Origin of the sequence: Klebsiella sp. R445 (genome assembly GCF_051131755.1) — a bacterium.
GTDB classification, from domain to species: Bacteria; Pseudomonadota; Gammaproteobacteria; order Enterobacterales; family Enterobacteriaceae; genus Klebsiella; species Klebsiella lignicola.
Genome location: NZ_CP180446.1, coordinates 41,730 through 63,998, shown reverse-complemented (window position 1 = coordinate 63,998; position 22,269 = coordinate 41,730). Strand labels below are relative to the sequence as shown.

The 22,269-nt window shown below is 52.5% G+C and carries 16 protein-coding genes, 2 tRNA genes and 2 other RNA genes; 8 read left to right on the top strand and 12 right to left on the bottom strand.

Features of this window, described 5'->3' with window-relative positions; translation table 11 throughout:
- Positions 1 to 8: 8 nt before the first annotated feature.
- From oppC to ACMYSN_RS00255, 4 genes are all read right to left on the bottom strand, one after another.
- Positions 9 to 917: an oligopeptide ABC transporter permease OppC gene (gene oppC, locus ACMYSN_RS00270; RefSeq protein ID WP_123754738.1), complete on the bottom strand. Its 909-nt coding sequence runs from the start codon at positions 915 to 917 to the stop codon at positions 9 to 11.
- A 14-nt stretch (positions 918 to 931) separates the two neighbouring features.
- Positions 932 to 1,852 (bottom strand): oligopeptide ABC transporter permease OppB, encoded by a 921-nt coding sequence (gene oppB / locus ACMYSN_RS00265; RefSeq protein ID WP_123754739.1) that lies wholly within the window; start codon positions 1,850 to 1,852, stop codon positions 932 to 934.
- Between the two features lie 84 nt (positions 1,853 to 1,936).
- The gene (oppA, locus tag ACMYSN_RS00260; protein ID WP_462496566.1) at positions 1,937 to 3,568 is read right to left on the bottom strand and encodes an oligopeptide ABC transporter substrate-binding protein OppA; all 1,632 of its coding nucleotides are present in this window, start codon (positions 3,566 to 3,568) and stop codon (positions 1,937 to 1,939) included.
- A gap of 746 nt (positions 3,569 to 4,314) precedes the next feature.
- The gene (locus tag ACMYSN_RS00255) at positions 4,315 to 4,962 is read right to left on the bottom strand and encodes a YchE family NAAT transporter (protein WP_123754742.1); all 648 of its coding nucleotides are present in this window, start codon (positions 4,960 to 4,962) and stop codon (positions 4,315 to 4,317) included.
- Positions 4,963 to 5,436: 474 nt separating this feature from the next.
- On the opposite strand from ACMYSN_RS00255, the gene adhE reads away from it, so the two are divergent.
- Entirely contained in the window at positions 5,437 to 8,115 is a 2,679-nt protein-coding gene (gene adhE / locus ACMYSN_RS00250; protein WP_123754743.1) for a bifunctional acetaldehyde-CoA/alcohol dehydrogenase, read from the top strand.
- Between the two features lie 295 nt (positions 8,116 to 8,410).
- On the opposite strand, the gene tdk is transcribed toward adhE, so the two are convergent.
- Positions 8,411 to 9,028, bottom strand: coding sequence for a thymidine kinase (gene tdk, locus ACMYSN_RS00245; RefSeq protein WP_462496565.1), 618 nt, complete (start codon positions 9,026 to 9,028; stop codon positions 8,411 to 8,413).
- Between the two features lie 556 nt (positions 9,029 to 9,584).
- Here tdk and hns point away from each other — a divergent pair.
- Complete coding sequence (gene hns, locus ACMYSN_RS00240) at positions 9,585 to 9,992, top strand: histone-like nucleoid-structuring protein H-NS (RefSeq protein WP_004863421.1); 408 nt, start codon at positions 9,585 to 9,587, stop codon at positions 9,990 to 9,992.
- Between the two features lie 131 nt (positions 9,993 to 10,123).
- On the opposite strand, the gene galU is transcribed toward hns, so the two are convergent.
- The 3 genes from galU to rssA form a co-directional block, all read right to left on the bottom strand.
- Positions 10,124 to 11,026, bottom strand: a complete 903-nt coding sequence (gene galU / locus ACMYSN_RS00235) for a UTP--glucose-1-phosphate uridylyltransferase GalU (RefSeq protein ID WP_123754745.1) — start codon at positions 11,024 to 11,026, stop codon at positions 10,124 to 10,126.
- Positions 11,027 to 11,222: 196 nt separating this feature from the next.
- Positions 11,223 to 12,236 carry a two-component system response regulator RssB gene (gene rssB, locus ACMYSN_RS00230; protein ID WP_462496564.1) on the bottom strand — a complete coding sequence of 338 codons (1,014 nt, stop codon included), beginning with the start codon at positions 12,234 to 12,236 and terminating at the stop codon, positions 11,223 to 11,225.
- Positions 12,237 to 12,326: 90 nt separating this feature from the next.
- A complete protein-coding gene (gene rssA, locus ACMYSN_RS00225; protein ID WP_123754747.1) occupies positions 12,327 to 13,223 on the bottom strand; it encodes a patatin-like phospholipase RssA in 897 nt (298 codons plus the stop codon).
- A 110-nt stretch (positions 13,224 to 13,333) separates the two neighbouring features.
- On the opposite strand from rssA, the gene ACMYSN_RS00220 reads away from it, so the two are divergent.
- The 6 genes from ACMYSN_RS00220 to ACMYSN_RS00195 all read left to right on the top strand — a co-directional run bounded on the left by ACMYSN_RS00220 (position 13,334) and on the right by ACMYSN_RS00195 (position 15,383).
- On the top strand, positions 13,334 to 13,792 hold the full coding sequence (locus tag ACMYSN_RS00220; protein WP_217426875.1) for a YchJ family protein: 459 nt from the start codon (positions 13,334 to 13,336) through the stop codon (positions 13,790 to 13,792).
- 42 nt (positions 13,793 to 13,834) lie between these two features.
- Positions 13,835 to 14,677 carry a formyltetrahydrofolate deformylase gene (gene purU, locus ACMYSN_RS00215; protein ID WP_123754748.1) on the top strand — a complete coding sequence of 281 codons (843 nt, stop codon included), beginning with the start codon at positions 13,835 to 13,837 and terminating at the stop codon, positions 14,675 to 14,677.
- A gap of 159 nt (positions 14,678 to 14,836) precedes the next feature.
- Positions 14,837 to 14,921 (top strand) — tRNA-Tyr (locus ACMYSN_RS00210).
- Between the two features lie 34 nt (positions 14,922 to 14,955).
- Positions 14,956 to 15,040: transfer RNA gene (locus ACMYSN_RS00205), tRNA-Tyr, on the top strand.
- A gap of 46 nt (positions 15,041 to 15,086) precedes the next feature.
- Positions 15,087 to 15,213: non-coding RNA, RtT sRNA (locus ACMYSN_RS00200), on the top strand.
- 46 nt (positions 15,214 to 15,259) lie between these two features.
- Positions 15,260 to 15,383: non-coding RNA, RtT sRNA (locus tag ACMYSN_RS00195), on the top strand.
- Positions 15,384 to 15,433: 50 nt separating this feature from the next.
- Here ACMYSN_RS00195 and narI read toward each other — a convergent pair.
- Genes narI through ACMYSN_RS00175 form a run of 4 tightly spaced genes read right to left on the bottom strand, consistent with a single transcriptional unit; the run spans position 15,434 to position 22,093 of the window.
- Positions 15,434 to 16,111 carry a respiratory nitrate reductase subunit gamma gene (narI, locus tag ACMYSN_RS00190; RefSeq protein ID WP_462496563.1) on the bottom strand — a complete coding sequence of 226 codons (678 nt, stop codon included), beginning with the start codon at positions 16,109 to 16,111 and terminating at the stop codon, positions 15,434 to 15,436.
- Positions 16,111 to 16,821, bottom strand: a complete 711-nt coding sequence (narJ, locus tag ACMYSN_RS00185) for a nitrate reductase molybdenum cofactor assembly chaperone (RefSeq protein ID WP_462496562.1) — start codon at positions 16,819 to 16,821, stop codon at positions 16,111 to 16,113. Before narJ ends, narI begins: the two co-directional genes overlap by 1 nt.
- A complete protein-coding gene (narH, locus tag ACMYSN_RS00180; RefSeq protein ID WP_123754751.1) occupies positions 16,818 to 18,353 on the bottom strand; it encodes a nitrate reductase subunit beta in 1,536 nt (511 codons plus the stop codon). The genes narJ and narH overlap by 4 nt, the downstream gene beginning before the upstream one ends.
- Positions 18,350 to 22,093 carry a nitrate reductase subunit alpha gene (locus ACMYSN_RS00175; RefSeq protein ID WP_462496561.1) on the bottom strand — a complete coding sequence of 1,248 codons (3,744 nt, stop codon included), beginning with the start codon at positions 22,091 to 22,093 and terminating at the stop codon, positions 18,350 to 18,352. Before ACMYSN_RS00175 ends, narH begins: the two co-directional genes overlap by 4 nt.
- Positions 22,094 to 22,269: the final 176 nt, after the last annotated feature.

The window sequence follows — 22,269 nt, the reverse complement described above, 5'->3', positions numbered from 1 at the left end:
GGCGCTCCTTAACGGTCTTTCGGGTCGAGGGCATCACGCAGGCCATCGCCGATAAAGTTGAAACAGAACAGCGTTACCACCAGGAAACCGGCAGGGAACAGCAGCAGCCATGGCGATACTTCCATGGAGTTAGCACCATCACTGAGTAATGCGCCCCAGCTGCTCAGCGGCTCCTGGGTACCCAGACCAAGGAAGCTTAAGAAGGATTCAAACAGGATCATGCTTGGCACCAGCAGCGAGGCGTACACCACCACCACTCCCAGCACGTTCGGCACGATATGGCGAACCACAATATTAAAGGTGGATACCCCGCCAACCTGCGCTGCTTCGATAAACTCTTTACGTTTAAGGCTCAGCGTCTGGCCGCGCACGATACGCGCCATATCCAGCCAGGAGACCATCCCGATAGCCACGAAAATCAGCAGGATGTTCTGGCCGAAGAAGGTGACCAGCAGGATGACGAAGAACATGAACGGGAAGGAGTTGAGGATCTCCAGCAGACGCATCATTACCGAATCCACTTTGCCGCCCAGATAGCCGGAGAGCGAACCGTAGAGCGTCCCCAGCACCACCGCCACCAGCGCGGCAGCCACACCAACCATCAGCGAGATACGCCCACCGATGGCGACGCGAACCAGAAGGTCACGACCGGAAGAGTCGGTGCCAAAGTAGTGGCCGGACTCCATCTCCGGTGCGCTGGACATCATGCCCCAGTCGGTATCAAAGTAGGAGAACTGGGATACCATCGGTGCAATGGTCACGAACAGCGCGATAATCACCAGCACAATCAGGCTGGCAACCGCGGCGCGGTTATGCATAAAGCGGCGGCGGGCATCCTGCCACAGGCTACGTCCCTCAACTTCGAGCTTTTCACTGAAGTTTTCCAGCGCTTCGCTATTTTTCTTACTTAACATCATGGCGAACCCCGGCTTCAGTAGCGAATCTTCGGATCGATAACGGCATACAGCACGTCAACAATCGCGTTAAACAGAATAGTCAGCGCGCCGACCAGAATGGTCAGACTCAACACCAGTGAATAGTCGCGGTTCAACGCGCCATTCACGAACAGCTGACCAATTCCCGGAAGACCGTAGATCGTTTCGATGACCATTGAACCGGTGATGATCCCAACAAACGCGGGCCCCATATAAGAAAGGACCGGCAGCAGTGCAGGCTTCAGCGCATGGCGGAAGATAATCCGGCGCATCGGCAGCCCTTTCGCCCGGGCGGTACGGATGAAGTTAGAGTGCAGAACTTCAATCATTGAGCCGCGGGTAATACGCGCGATACTGGCGATATAGGCTAACGACAGGGCCACCATCGGCAGGATCATAAATTTCAACGCCCCACCGTTCCAGCCACCGCCGGGCAGCCAGTGCAAGGTGATGGCGAATATCATCACCAGCAGCGGCGCGACCACGAAACTGGGTATCACTACCCCGGTCATGGCCACCCCCATCACCGCATAATCCCACTTGGTGTTTTGTTTCAGTGCCGCAATCACCCCCGCAGTGACGCCAAGAATGACCGCCAACAAAAAGGCGGCAAGACCTAATTTGGCAGAGACCGGGAAGCTCGAGGCCACCAGATCGTTTACCGAATAGTCTTTGTATTTAAAAGAAGGACCGAAATCACCGTGCGCCAGTTGTTTCAGATAATGAAAATACTGGGTCATGATGGGGTCATTTAAATGGTATTTGGCTTCGATATTCGCCATGACTTCCGGCGGCAGTGTGCGTTCACCAGTGAACGGACTCCCCGGTGCAAGACGCATCATGAAGAAAGAAATTGTAATTAGAATGAATAGCGTCGGAATCGCTTCCAGACAGCGACGAAATATAAATTTTAACATTGCCCGTACCTTCTGGCCTGTGCCTATCGAGTGCGATGAATTCAGACACGGTGGGGCAAGCTGCGCCTGCCCCACGTATTGCCATTAATGTTTGATAATATACAGATTTTTAACGTAGATATTATCTAACGGGTCTTTACCGGTGTAGCCACCGACCCACGGTTTAACCAGACGGGCGTTGACATAATAGAACACCGGTACGATCACAGAGTCTTTATCCAGCTGTTGTTCCGATTGCGCGTACAGGTCTGCACGTTTCGCATCATCAGTGGTCTGCAGGGTTGCAGCGATGATCTTATCGAAAGCCGGGCTCTTATAATGAGAGGTGTTGTTTGAGCTGTCGCTCAACATGGTATTAAGGAAGGAAGTCGGTTCGTTGTAATCCGCACACCAGCCGGCACGCGCCACATCGAAGGTCCCCTGATGACGATTATCGAGGAAGGTTTTCCATTCCTGATTTTCCAGCTTCACGTTGGCACCCAGATTTTTCTTCCAGATGGAGGCAACGGCAATCGCTAGTTTTTTATGCAAATCAGAGGTGTTATACAGCAGATTAAAGGTCAGCGGTTTATCAGCGGTATATCCCGCTTCAGCCAGCAGTTTTTTCGCTTCTTCGTTACGCTTGTCCTGAGTCCAGTTGAACCACTCTGGTTTAACAACTTTCATCCCATCGGTATATGGCGGCGTATAGCTATAAGCCGGCAGGTCGCCCTGGTTTTTCACTTTATTGACAATAATGTCGCGATCCAGCGCCATTTTAAGGGCGGTACGTACACGCACGTCGGTAAACGGTGCTTTCTGGTTATTAATTTCGTAGTAATAGGTGCACAGATACGGATCGACGTGAACTTCTTTCGGGATCTCTTTCTTCAGTTTCTGGAACAGTTCAATCGGCATGTTGTTATAGGTCATGTCAATTTCGCCGCTGCGATAACGGTTAACGTCAGTTACTTCCGAAGCAATCGGCAGGTAGGTAACCTGATTAACGACGGTTTTCGCGTTATCCCAGTAGTTGGTATTACGCTCAAGCACAATACGCTCGTTCACCACCCAGTCTTTCAGTTTATAAGCGCCGTTGGTGACGATATTGGCAGGCTGGGTCCACTTCTCACCGTATTTTTCAATAGCGGCTTTAGGGACCGGAGAAACTGATGGGTGAACCAGCAGTTTATAGAAATAAGGAACCGGTTCGCTCAGCGTGACTTCGAAGGTTTTATCATCGATGGCTTTCACGCCCAGGTCGCTGGTCGGTTTTTTGCCGGCGATAATCTCATCGACATTCAGCACGTGGCCGTATTGCAGGTAGCTGGCGTAAGGGGAAGCGGTTTTTGGATCAGCCAGGCGTTGCCAGCTGTAAACGAAATCTTGTGCGGTGACCGGCGAGCCGTCAGACCATTTTGCATCTTTGCGAATATGGAACGTCCAGACTTTAAAATCTTTATTATCCCAGGACTCCGCCACGCCAGGAATTGGATGGCCTTCTACATCGCCGATCACTAATCCTTCAAACAAATCGCGGTTAATGTTGGATTCCGGCACGCCTTCAATTTTATGCGGATCCAGCGATTGCACTTCTGCGCCGTTATTACGAACCAGCGTTTGCTTGTCCGCCAACTGCACTCCAGCAGGTACATCTGCCGCCATGGCAACATTGGCGGTAATTAGCGCAGAGAGAACCCCTGCAGCTACCAGACTTTTTTTGGTGATGATGGTCATTGTGTTGTTACTCCATTCATTATAATTACTGGCTATTTAACCAGCCTGTTTTTTTCCCCTTGCGGGATTCTGTACAGTGCAGGAGTTTTTGCTGCTGTCAGACTTTACTGCTTGCTATCACCGACTTATTTATTACGGCCGCTCAAACGGCAGCCTTAGCGTCGATTCTTTCACCCGCTTATTCAGGGTGGTCGCAACGAGTTAATTAATAATGATTCTCATTTACGTATATTTTTGAGCGAAGGATCAGGCCGGAAAATATCAAAAGGCCATCACCACCGCCAATGCAATTTGCAAATATGTTACCGAATTCTCTTTTATCTTTGTTCTTACCCTACCGCCCTGTCCTGCTTTCAAAACTCTGGCAGAGTAAAGCATTTATATTTCATACAGATAAGTTTTCAACCTTCGGTCAAAGCCCCGGCAACGTGGCGATGATGCTTTTTTGTACGAAAATTTAACAATAGATTATTTTTTAGCACATTCATCTGCTCTGATAGTGAAATTACTAATATCATTTCAATTATCCAACGGCAAGCACCAGAGAATGATGTGAAGAAAATAACAGTTATTACGAAGAGGATAAAGTGAGGGAAACAGAGAGAAAATTCAATAACTACATGATAATAAAAGACAAAAACAAACATCACGGAAAAGTATTTTACGCGCCTGTATCAGCTATATTGATATGTTTTGCTAATAATCAAAAAAGGCGGAACGCTGAGCTCCGCCGGATGTCAGTCGGCTTACCCCACCAGACCAGGAAACAGGGCTTTAATACCGGTGACGATAAACTCAATACCCAGCGCCATCAGCAACAGACCCATAATACGGGTGATGACGTTGATCCCCGTTTGCCCGAGAAGGCGAACCAGCCATGGCGCCATGCGGAAAATACCCCAACAGCACAGCGCAAACAGTGCGATCGCGACCGAGAAACCAAACAGGTGCGCCACGGTGTGATAGCGAGTCCCCCAGACGATGGTCGAACTAATCGCCCCTGGCCCGGCCATTAACGGCAATGCCAGCGGCACAACTCCAATGCTTTCACGAATCGCAGTTTCTGATTTTTCCTGCTTGTTTTGTTTATCCTCACCCAGTTTGCCGCTGATCATCGACATCGCGATGGTCACCACCAGGATCCCGCCGGCAATACGGAATGAATCAATAGAAATGCCGAAGACCTGCAATATGGCGTCACCGAGGAACAGCGAAGTCCACAGAATGATGGCGACGGAAAGGTTTGCCGTCAGGTTGGTTTTATTGCGGATCGCCGCCGTCTGGTAGCTGGTCATACTAATGAAGACGGGAATGATGCCGACCGGGTTTACCAGCGCAAATAACCCGATGAAAAACTTGAAGTAAGCTGAAAAATCAAACAACGGTTGGATCACAGTGCGCTCCGCAGCATCATTAATAATGGCTGTTGACAGTTAGTCACATAAAATATTCGCGCAGAAGATACGCTTTTTGGCAGCATAATTCATCTAAAATGTGCGTATAACTGTGACAAAACCGGATGTTATATATTTGTTTCCGCCATGCTACTTACTCACTTATTTTGCATAATTATTATTACACTTGATTTAACCGGTCAATAAACAACCAGCTGAAAGGTGTCAGCTTCACGTAAACTTGATCTAAATCACGTAAATCGTACTCAGAAGTGAGTAACCTTGTTCACACCAAAGAGTGCAAAACAGCGGTACCTGAGAGGCAACACCCACAAGCTTATTTAGTAAATCAATGAAGCCAGCAGCGTCTAAATCGCCTCTTAACATTTAGATGCAAGCTGTTAACAGGCTGACTATACTGTCGAATCGAGCTACTGATTTACTAAAAAAGTTTAACATTATCAGGAGAGCATTATGGCTGTTACTAATGTCGCTGAACTTAACGCACTCGTAGAGCGCGTAAAAAAAGCCCAGCGTGAATATGCCAGTTTCACTCAAGAACAAGTTGATAAGATCTTCCGTGCAGCCGCTTTGGCTGCCGCAGATGCTCGAATCCCTCTCGCTAAAATGGCCGTTGCCGAATCCGGCATGGGCATTATCGAAGACAAGGTCATCAAAAACCACTTCGCTTCCGAATACATCTATAACGCATATAAAGATGAAAAGACCTGCGGTGTTCTCTCTGAAGACGACACTTTCGGTACTATCACTATCGCCGAACCAATCGGTATTATCTGCGGTATCGTTCCGACGACTAACCCGACTTCCACAGCAATCTTTAAATCACTGATCAGTCTGAAGACGCGTAACGCGATCATCTTCTCCCCACATCCGCGTGCTAAAGATGCAACCAACAAAGCCGCTGATATCGTGCTGCAGGCTGCTATTGCCGCTGGCGCACCGAAAGATCTGATCGGTTGGATCGACCAGCCTTCCGTTGAACTGTCTAACGCGCTGATGCATCACCCGGACATTAACCTGATCCTCGCGACCGGTGGTCCAGGCATGGTTAAAGCAGCATACAGCTCCGGTAAACCTGCTATCGGTGTTGGTGCAGGTAACACGCCGGTTGTTATCGACGAAACCGCTGATATCAAACGTGCCGTTGCTTCTGTACTGATGTCTAAAACCTTCGATAACGGCGTTATCTGTGCTTCTGAACAGTCTGTTGTGGTCGTTGACTCCGTATATGACGCCGTTCGCGAGCGTTTCGCCAGCCATGGCGGCTACATGCTGCAGGGCAAAGAGCTGAAAGCAGTTCAGGACATCATCCTGAAAAACGGCGCACTGAACGCCGCTATCGTTGGTCAGCCGGCAGCCAAAATTGCTGAACTGGCAGGCTTCACCGTTCCGGCCACCACCAAGATCCTGATTGGTGAAGTAACCGACGTTGATGAAAGCGAGCCGTTTGCTCACGAAAAACTGTCCCCGACGCTGGCAATGTACCGCGCGAAGAACTTCGAAGACGCTGTTGATAAAGCTGAAAAACTGGTTGCGATGGGCGGTATCGGTCATACCTCTTGCCTGTACACCGACCAGGATAACCAGCCGGCCCGCGTGACCTACTTCGGTCAGATGATGAAAACCGCGCGTATCCTGATTAACACCCCGGCATCTCAGGGTGGTATCGGTGACCTGTATAACTTCAAGCTTGCACCTTCCCTGACTCTGGGTTGTGGTTCCTGGGGTGGTAACTCCATCTCTGAAAACGTTGGTCCGAAACACCTGATCAACAAGAAAACCGTTGCTAAGCGAGCTGAAAACATGTTGTGGCACAAACTTCCGAAATCTATCTACTTCCGTCGTGGCTCACTGCCAATCGCACTGGATGAAGTGATTACTGATGGTCACAAACGCGCGCTGATCGTGACTGACCGCTTCCTGTTCAACAACGGCTATGCTGACCAGATCACCTCTGTGCTGAAAGCATCTGGCGTTGAAACCGAAGTCTTCTTTGAAGTTGAAGCTGACCCGACACTGACCGTTGTCCGTAAAGGTGCCGACCTGGCGAACTCCTTCAAACCTGACGTTATCATTGCCCTGGGCGGTGGTTCCCCGATGGATGCGGCCAAAATTATGTGGGTGATGTACGAGCACCCGGAAACCCACTTCGAAGACCTGGCGCTGCGCTTTATGGACATCCGTAAACGTATCTACAAGTTCCCGAAAATGGGCGTTAAAGCAAAAATGATCGCGGTCACCACCACTTCCGGTACCGGTTCTGAAGTCACTCCGTTTGCGGTCGTTACCGACGATGCAACCGGTCAGAAATATCCGCTGGCAGACTACGCGCTGACTCCGGATGTCGCGATTGTTGATGCTAACCTCGTCATGGATATGCCGAAATCACTGTGTGCATTCGGTGGCCTCGATGCTGTGACTCACGCCCTGGAAGCTTACGTTTCCGTACTGGCTTCTGAGTTCTCCGACGGTCAGGCTCTGCAAGCGCTGAAACTGCTGAAAGAGTACCTGCCAGCGTCTTACCACGAAGGTTCTAAGAACCCGGTAGCACGTGAGAAAGTACACAGTGCAGCGACTATCGCCGGTATCGCGTTTGCTAACGCCTTCCTGGGTGTATGTCACTCCATGGCACACAAACTGGGTTCTCAGTTCCACATTCCGCACGGTCTGGCTAACGCCCTGCTGATCAGCAACGTTATCCGTTACAATGCGAACGATAACCCAACTAAGCAGACTGCATTCAGCCAGTACGACCGTCCGCAGGCACGTCGTCGTTACGCTGAAATTGCTGACCACCTGGGCCTGAGCGCACCTGGCGACCGTACCGCAGCGAAAATTGAAAAACTGCTGGCATGGCTGGAAAGCATTAAAGCTGAACTGGGTATTCCTAAATCTATCCGTGAAGCTGGCGTGCAGGAAGCTGACTTCCTGGCCCACGTTGACAAGCTGTCTGAAGATGCCTTCGATGACCAGTGCACCGGTGCTAACCCGCGCTACCCACTGATCTCCGAGCTGAAACAGATTCTGCTGGATACCTACTACGGTAACGAGTTCAGCGAAGGTGAAGCGGCTGCGAAGAAAGAAACCGCAGCAGCGCCGAAAGCCGATAAAAAAGCGAAAAAATCCGCTTAATCGACCCGGTTTACACATCTACAAGCCTCATCTTCGGATGGGGCTTTTTTTATGCTTCGCCTTGCCGAATATGCCCCGCCCCGACGCTGAATAACACAGGCTCACCTTCCCGCGAGATGTTCTGCTGCGGGATCTATTCCCTCGCCGGGCCAGGCTCGGGTGAAGCCATTGTCATGGGTGCTCTGTACAATAAGAAGCGCGTCTATGAGACGAGGAGATAATCGACAATATGGCAGGCAGGAACTGAACACAGGCGCCGTCGCTACGCGCCTGTGCGGTTATTATCGTAGCAGCCTTAACCGCCGCGAGATTTACTCTGTACCAGCGTGAGGGAACCCTCGCTCAGCGCTTCTTTATAATGCTTACGGCAGACGGAAACATAACGTTCATTCCCCCCAATCACCACCTGTTCACCTTCATTGTAAGGCCGTCCCTCTTGATCGAGACGCAGCACCATACTGGCCTTGCGGCCGCAGAAACAGATCGTTTTTAATTCAACCAGCTTATCGGACCAGGCTAATAAATACTGGCTGCCGATAAACAGTTCGCCGCGAAAATCCGTTCGCAATCCGTAGCACAGCACCGGAATATCCAGTTGGTCGACAACTTCAGATAATTCATGTACCTGCTCACGGGTAAGGAACTGGCTTTCATCCACCAGAACGCAGTGAACAGGCTGCTTCGCGTGCTCGCTGGCAATATCGGTGAAGAGCGATGTCTGAGGGTTAAACAGCCGGGCTGGCGACGAGAGACCGATTCGTGAGCTGACTTTTCCAGAACCAAAACGGTTATCAATTTCGGCGGTATAAACCAGGGCGTGCATGCCACGTTCCTGGTAATTGTATGACGACTGCAACAAGGCCGTCGACTTACCTGCATTCATTGCAGAATAGTAAAAATAAAGTTGAGCCATTGGCTGCCTAACCCCAATCAGTATGTTTTATCGCGGCGGGATTGTAGCATATTTTCTACTGCTATCGGTCTTTTCAGCATCGCCGTTGCGCTGAATGTGACTCTGCCGGCATCCTGATAGATTAAGGATTTTTAATGAATATTGCTGCCGATCATTTGCTCAATCCGGACGCCATCGCTGCTAATGATTGTCCTTTCGTGCGAATCATCCGATTTCGCAGGTGGCGATAACGCGATTTCCTCACGCATTATATTAACGATTGCCCCAACTAATACGCTATTACTCAAGGGGGATATTTATCCCTGCAAAGTATAATTTTACTCCCGGACCATCGAGAAAAGCATACTATCTCAGGGTTTTAGCTAAGGGTTTACCCTGAGCTATAAGCGAAAAAGATGTGAACTCGCACGAGAAATTTAACTTAAATTAATTAATCATCGAGACAAATAACAAGTAATTTTGAATTACTTACATTCTACCCTATTGCACATCTGATTATATCGCTCTATTATTACTTCAACAAACCACCCCACAATATAAGTTTGAGATTACTACAATGAGCGAAGCACTTAAAATTTTGAACAACATCCGTACTCTTCGTGCGCAGGCGAGAGAATGCACCCTTGAAACGCTAGAAGAAATGCTGGAAAAATTAGAAGTTGTTGTTAACGAACGTCGCGAAGAAGAAAGCGCTGCAGCTGCAGAAATTGAAGAGCGTACTCGTAAACTTCAACAATACCGTGAAATGCTGATTGCTGATGGTATTGACCCGAATGAACTGCTGAGCACCATGGCAGCGGTTAAAGCGGGTACTAAAGCTAAGCGTGCTGCACGCCCGGCTAAATACAGCTACGTTGATGAGAACGGCGAAACCAAAACCTGGACCGGCCAGGGCCGTACCCCGGCGGTGATCAAAAAAGCAATGGACGAGCAGGGTAAAACCCTGGACGACTTCCTGCTGTAATTGAAGATCGTATTTGAAGAATCCCGCTTCGGCGGGATTTTTTTTGTCTCGCGGATGCCGCAGGTAATCTCAGGGTATAAAAAAACCGGAAAGCGAACTCGCCTCCCGGTTATCTGCGCAGTAGAAAACGATTACTTAGCTACAGCGTTTTCCAGCCAGGCTTTAAAATCCTCGCCCAGGGTTTTATGACGAATGCCATATTCCACAAACGCCTGCATATAACCCAGTTTATTACCGCAGTCGTGGCTCTTGCCTTTCATGTGATAGGCTTCAACCGTTTCTTTGGCGATCAGCATATCGATCGCATCGGTCAGCTGAATTTCGTCCCCGGCTCCCGGAGGGGTTTTTGCCAGCAGCGGCCAAATATCCGCGCTCAGCACATAACGGCCTACCACTGCAAGGTTAGACGGCGCCACATCGGCTTTTGGTTTTTCAACCACGCCAACCATCGGCACGCTTTCACCCGGCTGCAGAGATTCGCCTTTGCAGTCAACAACGCCGTATGCCGTGACATCAGCAACTGGCTCAACCATAATCTGGCTGGATCCGGTTTCATCGAAACGGGAGATCATTTCAGCCAGGTTATCGCGGGAAAGATCGGATTCAAATTCATCCAGAATAACGTCAGGCAGAATAACCGCAACCGGCTCATCACCGACTACCGGATGCGCGCACAGCACCGCATGACCCAACCCTTTCGCCAGACCCTGGCGAACCTGCATAATGGTCACATGCGGCGGACAAATAGATTGAACCTCTTCCAGCAGCTGGCGTTTTACACGTTTTTCCAGCATCGCTTCCAGTTCAAAACTGGTATCGAAATGGTTTTCAATAGAGTTTTTCGAAGAGTGAGTGACCAGAACAATTTCAGTAATCCCAGCCGCAATACACTCGTTTACAACATATTGAATTAAAGGCTTATCTACCAGTGGCAGCATTTCTTTCGGAATAGCTTTAGTAGCGGGTAGCATCCTGGTGCCTAATCCCGCAACCGGGATAACAGCTTTTCTTACTTTAGAATTAATGGCAGCCATTGAAATCTCCTGGACTGTTCGTTTTTTAAACTTTTCGTTAATAATAACGGTATGAGTATATCAGTCCGCTCAGGCAAACCTGGTCAGAAAGGTTTGGATTCCCTCGAATTAGGACTATTACTTATAAACTTCAATGATAGTACCACCGCAAAAGAGTGGCCGGTAATCCCATCAGATTAAAAAAATACACAATTGTTCATTCCGCAGACAACATCAGGCGTAAACGCCCTCCTGCCCCCCAAATTTGGCACTGCCATGATGTACAGCGTTGGCTAATTTGGTTGAGATAAGCATTGCCCAGCGTCCCCAACGGGACACCGTTACTGATCTGAATTTGATGTTCCCCGGTATTCAATGTGCCATTCAGCCCCGCAGATACCAGAATCAAATTTTTCAAACCGCTGTGATAATACCCCACCAGTAATGGAAATTGTCCGGGCAGGTTCGCCTGACGCAGTAATTGGTTGACCTGTTTTAACAGGCTACCCATTTCCGGCAAACGTTGACCCTGATGAGCAAGTTGCTCCTGCAGTAATCCATTAAACAGCGCCCGCAGCAGCAACGCCGCGAGGACACCATTATCACCTGCTCGTGTGACATCCAGACAGTAGAAAGCCAGATCGTTTTCAGATAATGGGGCAATATCCAGCACCAGACCGGGTCGGTCTGCCGATACCAGCTGGCGATAGTGAATACGACACTTCGATATTTCCTGTTGAACCGGCGGCTGGAGTTCCTGCAATAACCGTGATGCTGCGGTCGGATCGCTCACCAGCGCATCCCAGTCTTCAAACAAACGCTCTTCTTCTTCAACCCGCGAGCTGAACATATTGGGGTACAGGCAGGCATACACCGTTTCCCGCAGACGATTGAAATCTTTAACCGGTTTTAACAGCACATCCTGAACACCCAGCCGCAGCGCTTTGGCGATATCAGCCATGTTTTCCGTTGCCGAGATCATCAGAATCGGTAATTGCTCGCCCCGATTACGCAGATGTTCAACCAGTTCAAGACCGTTCATGCGCGGCATGGAGATGTCACAAATCATCAGGTCGGGCTTTGACTCGGCCATTTTCTGGAGCGCATCAACGCCATCCTCCGCCTGCACCGTTGCGGCGCCCAGTGAGGTTAGCCAGGTGTGCAAGAGTGAGCGGAAAACGGCTTCGTCTTCAACTATCAGAATCAGTTTTCCCGCCAATGGCTGCGTCATGATCTCTCCTCTGACTGACGATGACTAAATAGTGGCATGCAATTCACACTATCGCCTGTCAGAATTTACTTAAGTCTAAGTCAAATGGTGTCACACCGCAGTGGGAACCAGGGGTAATAATTCATCCATTTTCTTTTCAACAGACAAATATCCGGCAGCAATCGCTTCACCGGCGCGATGAAAATCAAGCGTGGAGATTTGCGGACAGAATGGTTGCAGCAGAATGTCGGGGGGATCGCCCGCCATACGATTCCGTTTCAGGCGATTTTCCAGCACCTGAATAGAGGTGGACATGATTTCCATGGCGGTCGGGGTCGCGGCACGACGGGAGGTCATTCCGCTAAGGCGTGCACGAATGCGCGCATGCCAGGAAAAATCCTTGTCATCTTCCAGCTGCGGCTTTTCGAGTGACCACATATCTTGCTGCATCAGATGCGCGTCGTGTTGTAGGTCGACGGCAATCACGATATCAGCGCCCAGCGCCCGGGCCAGGGAAACCGGTACGGGATTGACTACCGCGCCGTCCACCAGCCAGTAGCCATTATGCATCACCGGAGACATCAGTCCCGGCATACTGCAGGAGGCGCGCACCGCCTGGTGTAAATCGCCCTCGGTGAACCACAGCTCACGGCCGGTACTTAAGTTGGTCGCCACCGCCGCAAAGCGACGGTCACAGAGTTCGATCTCGGAAACAGGCATGACGCGTCGGAACTGATTGAATACGCGTTCACCGCGCAGCAGGCCACCGCGACGCCAGGACAGATCCATCAGCCGCAGGACATCCCAGTTATTAAAGGAACAGACCCATTTCTCCAGCGCCGGAAGACGGTTGCAGGCATACGCGGCGCCCACCAGCGCACCAATGGAACATCCTGCGACGATATCGACTTCAATACCCGCGCGCTGCAGTGCCTTAATGACACCAATATGCGACCATCCACGGGCCGCTCCTGCGCCTAACGCCAGACCAATCTTAAGCTTTCTCATTATTCCCGATATACTTCCTTCCGCTGCGAACATAGCATCATTGCTACAGCTCAGTTAACATAAAACAGGTTGGCGCCACTGCGCCGTGAATTTTTTCCATGGAGGCCGATTTGTCGCCATTATGCCCTTGTGGCAGCGCTCAGGAGTATAGCTCATGTTGTCAGCGATATCTGACCGGCTCACTGCTTGCGCCAGATCCATCACACTTGATGCGCTCCCGATACAGTGCGTTTGTCATGAAGGATGCCGATTACCTGATCAAAACCTGGCACCCGTCCTGCCAGCCGCAGCTGTTCCGTGCCGATCTGGAAAAGGGCTTTGCCAAAACACACTGGCAAGGCTTAACGGTATTCGCTGCCGATGAAGGTAGCCATCCCGACGAGGGCTTTGTCAGTTTCGTCGCACGGTTTGATGAAGATAACCGTCCCGGCGCCATAATTGAACGTTCCAGATTCTTAAAAGAAAAGGGACAGTGGTACTATATCGACGGCACACGACCACTGTTTGGTCGTAACGACCCCTGCCCTTGTGGTTCAGGTAAAAAATTTAAAAAATGCTGTGGCCAGTAATACGGCACCGGCAATAGCAAACACTACAGGATTTTCCTCGCGATGCATTCATTACAACGTAAAGTACTACGCACCATTTGCCCTGATCAGAAAGGACTCATCGCGCGTATCACGAACATTTGCTACAAGCACGAACTGAACATCGTTCAAAATAACGAGTTCGTCGATCACCGCACCGGCCGCTTCTTTATGCGTACCGAGCTGGAAGGGATTTTTAATGATGCCATTTTACTGGCAGATCTCGACAGCGCGCTGCCGGAAGGTTCTATTCGCGAGCTGACCCCAGCCGGTCGCCGCCGGGTCGTGATTCTGGTGACCAAAGAGGCGCATTGCCTGGGCGATCTGTTGATGAAGGCTAACTATGGTGGCCTGGATGTCGAAATCGCCGCCGTCATCGGCAACCATGAAACGCTGCGCACGCTGGTTGAGCGTTTTGACATTCCGTTCCAGCTGGTGAGCCACGAAGGCCTGACCCGCGAAGAGCACGACAAGCAGATGGGCGACGCCATTGAGTCTTATGCTCCGGACTACGTGGTGCTGGCGAAATATATGCGGGTGCTGACGCCGGAATTTGTTTCCCGCTTCCCGAACCAGATCATCAATATCCACCACTCCTTCCTGCCGGCCTTTATCGGCGCCCGCCCTTATCATCAGGCTTATGAGCGTGGCGTAAAAATCATCGGTGCGACCGCCCACTACGTCAACGACAACCTGGACGAAGGCCCGATCATTATGCAGGACGTGATTCACGTCGATCACACCTATACCGCTGAAGATATGATGCGCGCAGGGCGCGATGTTGAAAAGAATGTGTTGAGCCGCGCGCTCTATAAGGTTCTGGCCCAGCGCGTCTTCGTCTACGGCAACCGAACGATTATTCTTTAATCAATAGCAAAATGAACTGGTTAGCTTTACGCCTTTGCGCATAAATTTCAGGCAACCAGTTTATTTTTCTCAACGGAAAGCTTTACAGGGGCGCGTCATTTGATATGATGCGCCCCGCTTCCCCAGAAGGAAGCAGGCCAGTAATAAGCATTACCCCGTGGTGGGGTTCCCGAGCGGCCAAAGGGAGCAGACTGTAAATCTGCCGTCATCGACTTCGAAGGTTCGAATCCTTCCCCCACCACCATCTAAATTCTTACGCTCAAGAAGTTCATACCCCTGGCGGGGTTCCCGAGCGGCCAAAGGGAGCAGACTGTAAATCTGCCGTCATCGACTTCGAAGGTTCGAATCCTTCCCCCGCCACCATCACTTCCTTGCACTACTCCAGCAAAATCAGACACCAAAGCCTTATATTCTGCCCATGCAGGGAAGGATGAGAAGCTTCGACTAAGGTTCGATTCGAGCGCAGCGAGAAAGCGTTGCCGCAGGCAACGACCCGAAGGGCGAGGCGCAGCCGAGTCATCCTTCCCCCGCCACCATCACTTCCTTGCACTACTCCAGCAAAATCAGACACCAAAGCCTTATATTCTGCCCATGCAGGGAAGGATGAGAAGCTTCGACTAAGGTTCGATTCGAGCGCCAGCGAGAAAGCGTTGCCGCTGGCAACGACCCGAAGGGCGAGGCGCAGCCGGGAAAACACCGATATTCAGGTATAAAAAAACCCCACCGAAGTAGGGTTTAGCATCACACAAAATGGTATCAGCGACGGGCGCGAACAATCTGGTATTTGCGTGTCAGGTACTCCACCGGCACGCTCCAGATATGCACCAGACGCGAGAACGGGAACAGCACAAACAGCGTCATACCGAGCACGAGGTGCATGCGGAAGATAAACGCCACGCCATCGAGGTGTGCCGATGCCCCCCCGTGGAAGGTCACCACCGACTGCGCCCAGCCGACCAGCTTCATCATTTCACTGCCGTCCATATGCTGAGCCGAGAACGGAATCGTCAGCAGGCCCAGCGTACACTGGATAACCAGCACCGACATCACCAGAATGTCTGCCCCGGTCGTGGTGGCACGAATACGCGGATTGAACAGGCGGCGTTTGAGCAGCAAAATACCACCAACCAGACACATCAGGCCCGCCGCACCGCCGCCAAACATCGCCATCTTCTGCTTCACTTCAAGCGGTAGCCAGGCTTCATACATCCAGTGCGGAGTCAGCATCCCAAAGGCATGACCTGCAATCACGCCGAGGATCCCAATATGGAACAGGTTCGACGCCAGGTTCATCCCTTTACGATCCAGCATCTGGCTGGAGGCGGCACGCCAGGTATATTGCCCGTAGTCGTAACGCAACCAGCTCCCCACGAGGAATATGGCCCCGGCAATATACGGATAGATGTCAAAGAAGAACATATTCAGGAAGTGCATTATTGCTGTCCTCCGTTAGAGATATTCAAATATTGCGGGGCAACGGCTCCGGCAAAACGACGCTGGTGAGCGGCGATATCTGACTCAGCGCAGCCCTGATCGGCAAAGAATTTCACCTGTTCTTCTTCCCACACCGCATCCAGCGCCTGCGGCGTATCATCGCGGGCCTCATCGGCAATTTTCTCAGCTACCTGCTGACTGTCGACCTGGGTGTTGGCCAGCGTCAGCAGCAGTTCAAACAGCACCGCATAGTGGCTTTCACGCTGCCGCAGACGGGCGCTGAGCAGACCGAGGATCGGCGCCACATCCTGCAGCCCGGCAATGGCTTCGTCCGCAGGCAGCTGTGCAAGATACTCCAGATACAGCGGGAGATGGTCCGGCAACTCGCGACTGTCGAGGACCAGGCCGTGACGCTCATACTGCGCCATCAGGTCTACCATCGCCTGACCACGATCGCGGGATTCACCGTGAACATGTTCAAACAACAGCAGAGATGTTGCCCGACCGCGATCGAACAGTTCGCTGTAGTACGCCTGCGCGTCCAGCGGATCCTGCGCGGTCAAATCACGCAGGAAAACGCCCAGTTGCTGGGCATCCTCTTTGCTCAGTGTTTCCGAGGACGCCAGCGCCTCGAACAGCTCCTGCTGATGCTGCCACAAGGCAGCATCCGGGTACTCCAGCAGGCGCGACACAATGACGAGTTCAATCATGAGTGCGGCTCCGTTTTGCTGGTGACATTGATGGCATCGATGCGACGGCTGTTGAACAGATTGAACTTGCTGTCTGAGCCATGGCAGCCATCACCAAAGGTAAAGCCGCAGCCACGCTGTTCCGGGAAAGCATCGCGAGCCTGCTCACGATGGCTGCTCGGGACCACAAAGCGATCTTCGTAGTTTGCAATAGCCAGGTAGCGGTACATCTCCTGCGCCTGCGCTTCGGTCAGACCGACCTCTTCCAGCGCACGGGTATCAACCACGCCATCCACGCTTTCTGCTCGTTTAAAGTGGCGCATTGCCAGCATGCGTTTCAGCGCCAGCAGTACCGGCTGAGTATCCCCGGCGGTCAGCAGGTTAGCCAGGTACTGGACCGGAATACGCAGACTTTCAACATCCGGCAGGATCCCGTTACTGCCCAGCTCACCGGCGTCGGCCGCAGACTGAATCGGTGACAGCGGTGGCACATACCAGACCATCGGCAGCGTGCGGTATTCCGGATGCAGCGGCAGCGCCAGCTTCCAGTCCATCGCCATTTTGTACACCGGCGACTGCTGCGCAGCTTCAATTACGCCCTGCGGAACACCATCTTTCAGCGCCTGCTCGATGACTTTCGGGTCGTTCGGGTTGAGGAACACGTCCAGCTGACGCTGATACAGATCCTGCTCGTTCTCGGTGCTGGCAGCATTTTCAATCGCATCGGCGTCATACAGCAGCACACCGAGGTAGCGAATACGTCCGACACAGGTTTCAGAACAGACGGTCGGCATCCCGGATTCGATACGCGGATAACAGAAGATGCACTTCTCGGACTTACCGCTCTTCCAGTTGAAGTAGATCTTTTTGTACGGGCAGCCAGTAATACACATCCGCCAGCCGCGGCACTTATCCTGATCGATCAGCACGATGCCATCTTCTTCACGCTTATAGATGGCGCCGCTCGGGCAGGTCGCTACACAGGCCGGGTTCAGGCAGTGTTCGCACAGGCGCGGCAAATACATCATGAAGGTGTTTTCGAACTGGCCGTACATCGCCTTCTGCATGTTGTCGAAATTGCGGTCCCTGGACAGCTTTTCAAACTCACCGCCAAGATCATCTTCCCAGTTCGGACCGCTGGTGATCTTGTCCATCCGTTGCCCGGTGATCAGCGAACGCGGGCGGGCGATCGGCTGATGTTTGCTCTCCGGCGCAGCATGCAGGTTCTGGTAGTCGAAATCAAAAGGCTCGTAGTAATCATCGATGCCCGGCAGATGCGGGTTGGCGAAGATTTTACCCAGCAGCATTGCACGGTTGCCCATGCGCGGCTGCAGTTTGCCGTTGATTTTACGGATCCAGCCGCCTTTCCATTTCTCCTGGTTTTCCCAGTCGTTGGGGAAACCAACGCCAGGCTTGGTTTCGACGTTATTGAACCAGGCGTACTCCGTCCCTTCGCGACTGGTCCAGACGTTTTTACAGGTGACTGAGCAGGTATGACAGCCGATGCATTTATCGAGATTCAGCACCATGCCGACTTGTGAACGAATTTTCATTTTACGCTCTCCTGTACCTGGTCATTACCTTCACCATCCAGCCAGTTAATATTCTTCATCTTGCGTACCACCACGAACTCATCGCGGTTAGAGCCCACGGTGCCGTAATAGTTAAAGCTGTAAGCCAGCTGCGCGTAGCCGCCGATCATATGGGTCGGCTTCGGCGTAATGCGCGTCACCGAGTTATGGATCCCGCCGCGTTGGCCGGTAATTTCCGAGCCTGGCAGATTCACAATACGTTCCTGGGCGTGATACATCATGGTCATCCCCGCCGGCACACGCTGGCTAACTACCGCACGTGCAGTCAGCGCCCCGTTGCTGTTGAAGACTTCAATCCAGTCGTTATCCTCAATGCCCAGTTCTTTGGCATCGACTTCGCTCATCCAGACGATCGGGCCGCCGCGTGACAGGGTCAGCATCAGCAGGTTGTCGCTGTAGGTCGAGTGGATACCCCATTTCTGGTGCGGCGTCAGGAAGTTGAGCGCCTTCTCCGGGTTGCCGTTAGACTTCTCGCCCATCACCGCTTTCACCGAACGGGTATCGATCGGCGGACGGTACACCAGCAGGCTTTCACCGAAATCACGCATCCACTGATGGTCCTGATACAAGGACTGGCGACCGGACAGGGTCCGCCAAGGAATCAGCTCGTGCACGTTGGTATAGCCGGCGTTATAGGAAACATGCTCATCTTCAAGGCCAGACCAGGTCGGGCTGGAGATGATTTTGCGCGGCTGGGCCTGAATATCGCGGAAACGAATTTTCTCGTCTTCTTTATTCAGTGCCAGATGGGTATGGTCGCGACCGGTAAATTCACTGAGCGCAGCCCAGGCTTTCACCGCGACCTGACCGTTGGTTTCTGGGGCCAGCGTCAGGATCATCTCGGCGGCATCAATCGCCGTATTCAGCATCGGCTGACCTTTAGCCGGACCGTCGGCCTTGGTGTAATTCAGCTTACGCAGCAGGTCCATCTCGCTCTGGGTATTCCAGGCGATGCCCTTACCACCGTTACCGATCTTCTCCATCAGCGGGCCGATAGAGGTAAAGCGCTCGTAGGTCGCCGGGTAGTCACGTTCTACCGGAATAATGTGCGGCGCGGTTTTGCCTGGGATCAGGTCGCACTCGCCTTTTTTCCAGTCCTTGACGTCGAGCGGCTGCGCCATTTCAGCGGCAGAGTCATGCTGAATCGGCAGCGTGACCACATCGGTCTCTTTGCCAAGATGGCCCACGCAGACTTCGGAGAATTTCTTCGCGATGCCTTTGTAGATTTCCCAGTCGCTTTTTGATTCCCACGCCGGGTCGACAGCGGCAGACAGCGGATGAATAAACGGATGCATATCCGAAGTATTCATATCGTCTTTTTCGTACCAGGTCGCCGTCGGCAGCACGATGTCGGAGTACAGGCAGGTGCTCGACAGACGGAAGTCCAGCGTCACCACCAGATCCAGCTTGCCGTCGAGACCGTTATCGTGCCACTCCACCTCTTCTGGCTTCACGCCGCCCTGCTTGCCGAGATCCAGTCCCTGAATACCGTGCTCGGTACCCAGCAGATACTTCAGCATGTATTCGTGGCCTTTACCGGAAGAGCCCAGCAGGTTAGAGCGCCAGATAAACAGGTTACGCGGGTGGTTTTTGCCGTTTTCAGGTTGTTCAGCGGCAAAACGAATCGTGCCGTCTTTCAGCGCCTTAACGGTGTAATCGACAGGCGTCATTCCGGCCTGTTTCGCGGCGTCAGCAATGCGCAGCGGGTTGGTACCCAGCTGCGGCGCTGATGGCAGCCAGCCCATACGTTCTGCACGGACGTTAAAGTCCAGCAGATGGCCGCTATAGCGGGATTTATCCGCCAGCGGCGACAGCAGCTCCTGGGCGGTTACCGACTCGTAGCGCCACTGGCTGGAGTGATTATAGAAGTACGACGTACTGTTCATATGACGCGCCGGACGCTGCCAGTCGAGGGCAAACGCCAGCGGCTGCCAGCCGGTCTGCGGACGCAGTTTTTCCTGGCCGACATAGTGCGCCCAGCCGCCACCACTCTGACCCACGCAGCCGCAGAAAATCAGCATGTTGATCAGGCCGCGATAGTTCATATCGAGGTGATACCAGTGGTTCAGACCGGCACCGACGATAATCATTGAACGTCCGTGAGTCTTATCGGCGTTATCGGCAAATTCGCGGGCGGTACGGATAATCTGCGTCCGGGAAACACCGGTGATCTTCTCGGCCCAGGCCGGGGTGTAGGCCTTGACGTCATCGTAGCTGCTGGCGCAGTTTTCATCGCCAAGACCGCGATCCAGGCCATAGTTCGCCAGGGTCAGGTCATACACGGTGGTGACCAGCGCGCTTGTACCATCGGCCATCTGCAGGCGTTTCACCGGCAGCTTGTGCAGCAGCACGTTTTCCAGTTCTACTTTATTGAAATGCTCGGTGCCGTCACCGCCAAAATAAGGGAAGCCCACATTCGCAATATCGTCATGGCCACCCAGCAGGCTCAGACGCAGCGCGACCTCTTCGCCGGTGCCACCATCACGCTGCTCAAGGTTCCACTTACCTTTATCACCCCAGCGGAAACCGATCGAACCGTTCGGCACGGTCATTTCGCCCTTTTCATCAAAGGCTACGGTCTTCCATTCCGGGTTCTGCTGCTGGCCTAACGCATCGACCAGATCCGCCGCGCGCAGCATACGGCCCGCCGCGTAGTAACCGTCGCGCTCTTCGAGCATCACCAGCATCGGCATGTCGGTGTAACGACGGACGTAATCGGTGAAGTACTGGCTCGGCTGATCGAGATGGAATTCGCGCAGCATCACGTGGCCCATCGCCAACGCCATTGCCGCATCGGTACCCTGCTTCGGCGCCAGCCACAGATCGCACAGCTTGGCGATTTCGGCGTAATCCGGAGTGATAGCGACGGTTTTAGTCCCTTTGTAGCGCACTTCCGTAAAGAAGTGAGCATCCGGGGTACGGGTCTGCGGCACGTTGGAGCCCCAGGCAATGATATAGCTGGAGTTATACCAGTCGGCCGATTCCGGGACGTCGGTCTGCTCGCCCCAGGTCTGCGGGGAAGCCGGCGGCAGATCGCAGTACCAGTCGTAGAAGCTCAGGCAGGTCCCGCCAATCAGTGACAGATAGCGCGCGCCGGAGGCATACGACACCATCGACATCGCCGGGATCGGCGAGAAGCCCGCCACACGGTCAGGACCATAGGTTTTCACGGTATAGACATTGGAAGCGGCAATCAGCTCGTTCACTTCCTGCCATGAGGAGCGCACGAAGCCACCGCGACCACGCGCCTGTTTGAAACTTTTGGCTTTATCGGCATCTTCAATAATCGATGCCCAGGCATCCACCGGATCGCGATGCTGAACCTTCGCTTCACGCCACATTTTCATCAGGCGTTTACGCATCAGCGGATACTTAAGACGGTTGGCGCTGTAGAGATACCAGGAGTAGCTGGCGCCGCGTGGGCAGCCGCGTGGCTCATGGTTTGGCATATCCGGGCGAGTACGCGGATAGTCGGTTTGCTGGGTTTCCCAGGTTACCAGACCATTTTTGACATAAATCTTCCAGCTACAAGAGCCGGTGCAGTTAACCCCGTGAGTGGAGCGCACAACTTTGTCATGCTGCCAGCGCTGGCGGTATCCCTCCTCCCAGTCCCGGTTAGTGTGTAGAAGCTGGCCGTGGCCATCGGCAAAGGTTTCACCCTTCTGTTTGAAGTAGCGAAACCGGTCCAGGAACTTACTCATCGGGTTTCTCCTGTATGGAGCCTGGCGGCTCTCTGATAAATCGACATTGCTGGAATGCCAGCGAAGGTAACGCTCTGAAAGCGGGAGAGAATTGATAACGATCAAGGCCAAATGGCTTAAAAACCGGCCACAACCTGGTGAATACTCCTGAAGTGGTAGCTTTTTCTATTTTTCAT

Bases quoted from the DNA above. Each gene is read 5' to 3' on its own strand.
- ACMYSN_RS00175 (WP_462496561.1), bottom strand. From the start codon at position 22,093: ATGAGTAAGTTCCTGGACCGGTTTCGCTACTTCAAACAGAAGGGTGAA.
- narJ (WP_462496562.1), bottom strand. From the start codon at position 16,821: ATGATTGAACTCGTCATTGTGTCGCGCCTGCTGGAGTACCCGGATGCT.
- hns (WP_004863421.1), top strand. From the start codon at position 9,585: ATGAGCGAAGCACTTAAAATTTTGAACAACATCCGTACTCTTCGTGCG.
- tdk (WP_462496565.1), bottom strand. From the start codon at position 9,028: ATGGCTCAACTTTATTTTTACTATTCTGCAATGAATGCAGGTAAGTCG.
- narH (WP_123754751.1), bottom strand. From the start codon at position 18,353: ATGAAAATTCGTTCACAAGTCGGCATGGTGCTGAATCTCGATAAATGC.
- adhE (WP_123754743.1), top strand. From the start codon at position 5,437: ATGGCTGTTACTAATGTCGCTGAACTTAACGCACTCGTAGAGCGCGTA.
- oppA (WP_462496566.1), bottom strand. From the start codon at position 3,568: ATGACCATCATCACCAAAAAAAGTCTGGTAGCTGCAGGGGTTCTCTCT.
- galU (WP_123754745.1), bottom strand. From the start codon at position 11,026: ATGGCTGCCATTAATTCTAAAGTAAGAAAAGCTGTTATCCCGGTTGCG.
- purU (WP_123754748.1), top strand. From the start codon at position 13,835: ATGCATTCATTACAACGTAAAGTACTACGCACCATTTGCCCTGATCAG.
- oppB (WP_123754739.1), bottom strand. From the start codon at position 1,852: ATGTTAAAATTTATATTTCGTCGCTGTCTGGAAGCGATTCCGACGCTA.
- rssB (WP_462496564.1), bottom strand. From the start codon at position 12,236: ATGACGCAGCCATTGGCGGGAAAACTGATTCTGATAGTTGAAGACGAA.
- narI (WP_462496563.1), bottom strand. From the start codon at position 16,111: ATGCACTTCCTGAATATGTTCTTCTTTGACATCTATCCGTATATTGCC.
- rssA (WP_123754747.1), bottom strand. From the start codon at position 13,223: ATGAGAAAGCTTAAGATTGGTCTGGCGTTAGGCGCAGGAGCGGCCCGT.
- oppC (WP_123754738.1), bottom strand. From the start codon at position 917: ATGATGTTAAGTAAGAAAAATAGCGAAGCGCTGGAAAACTTCAGTGAA.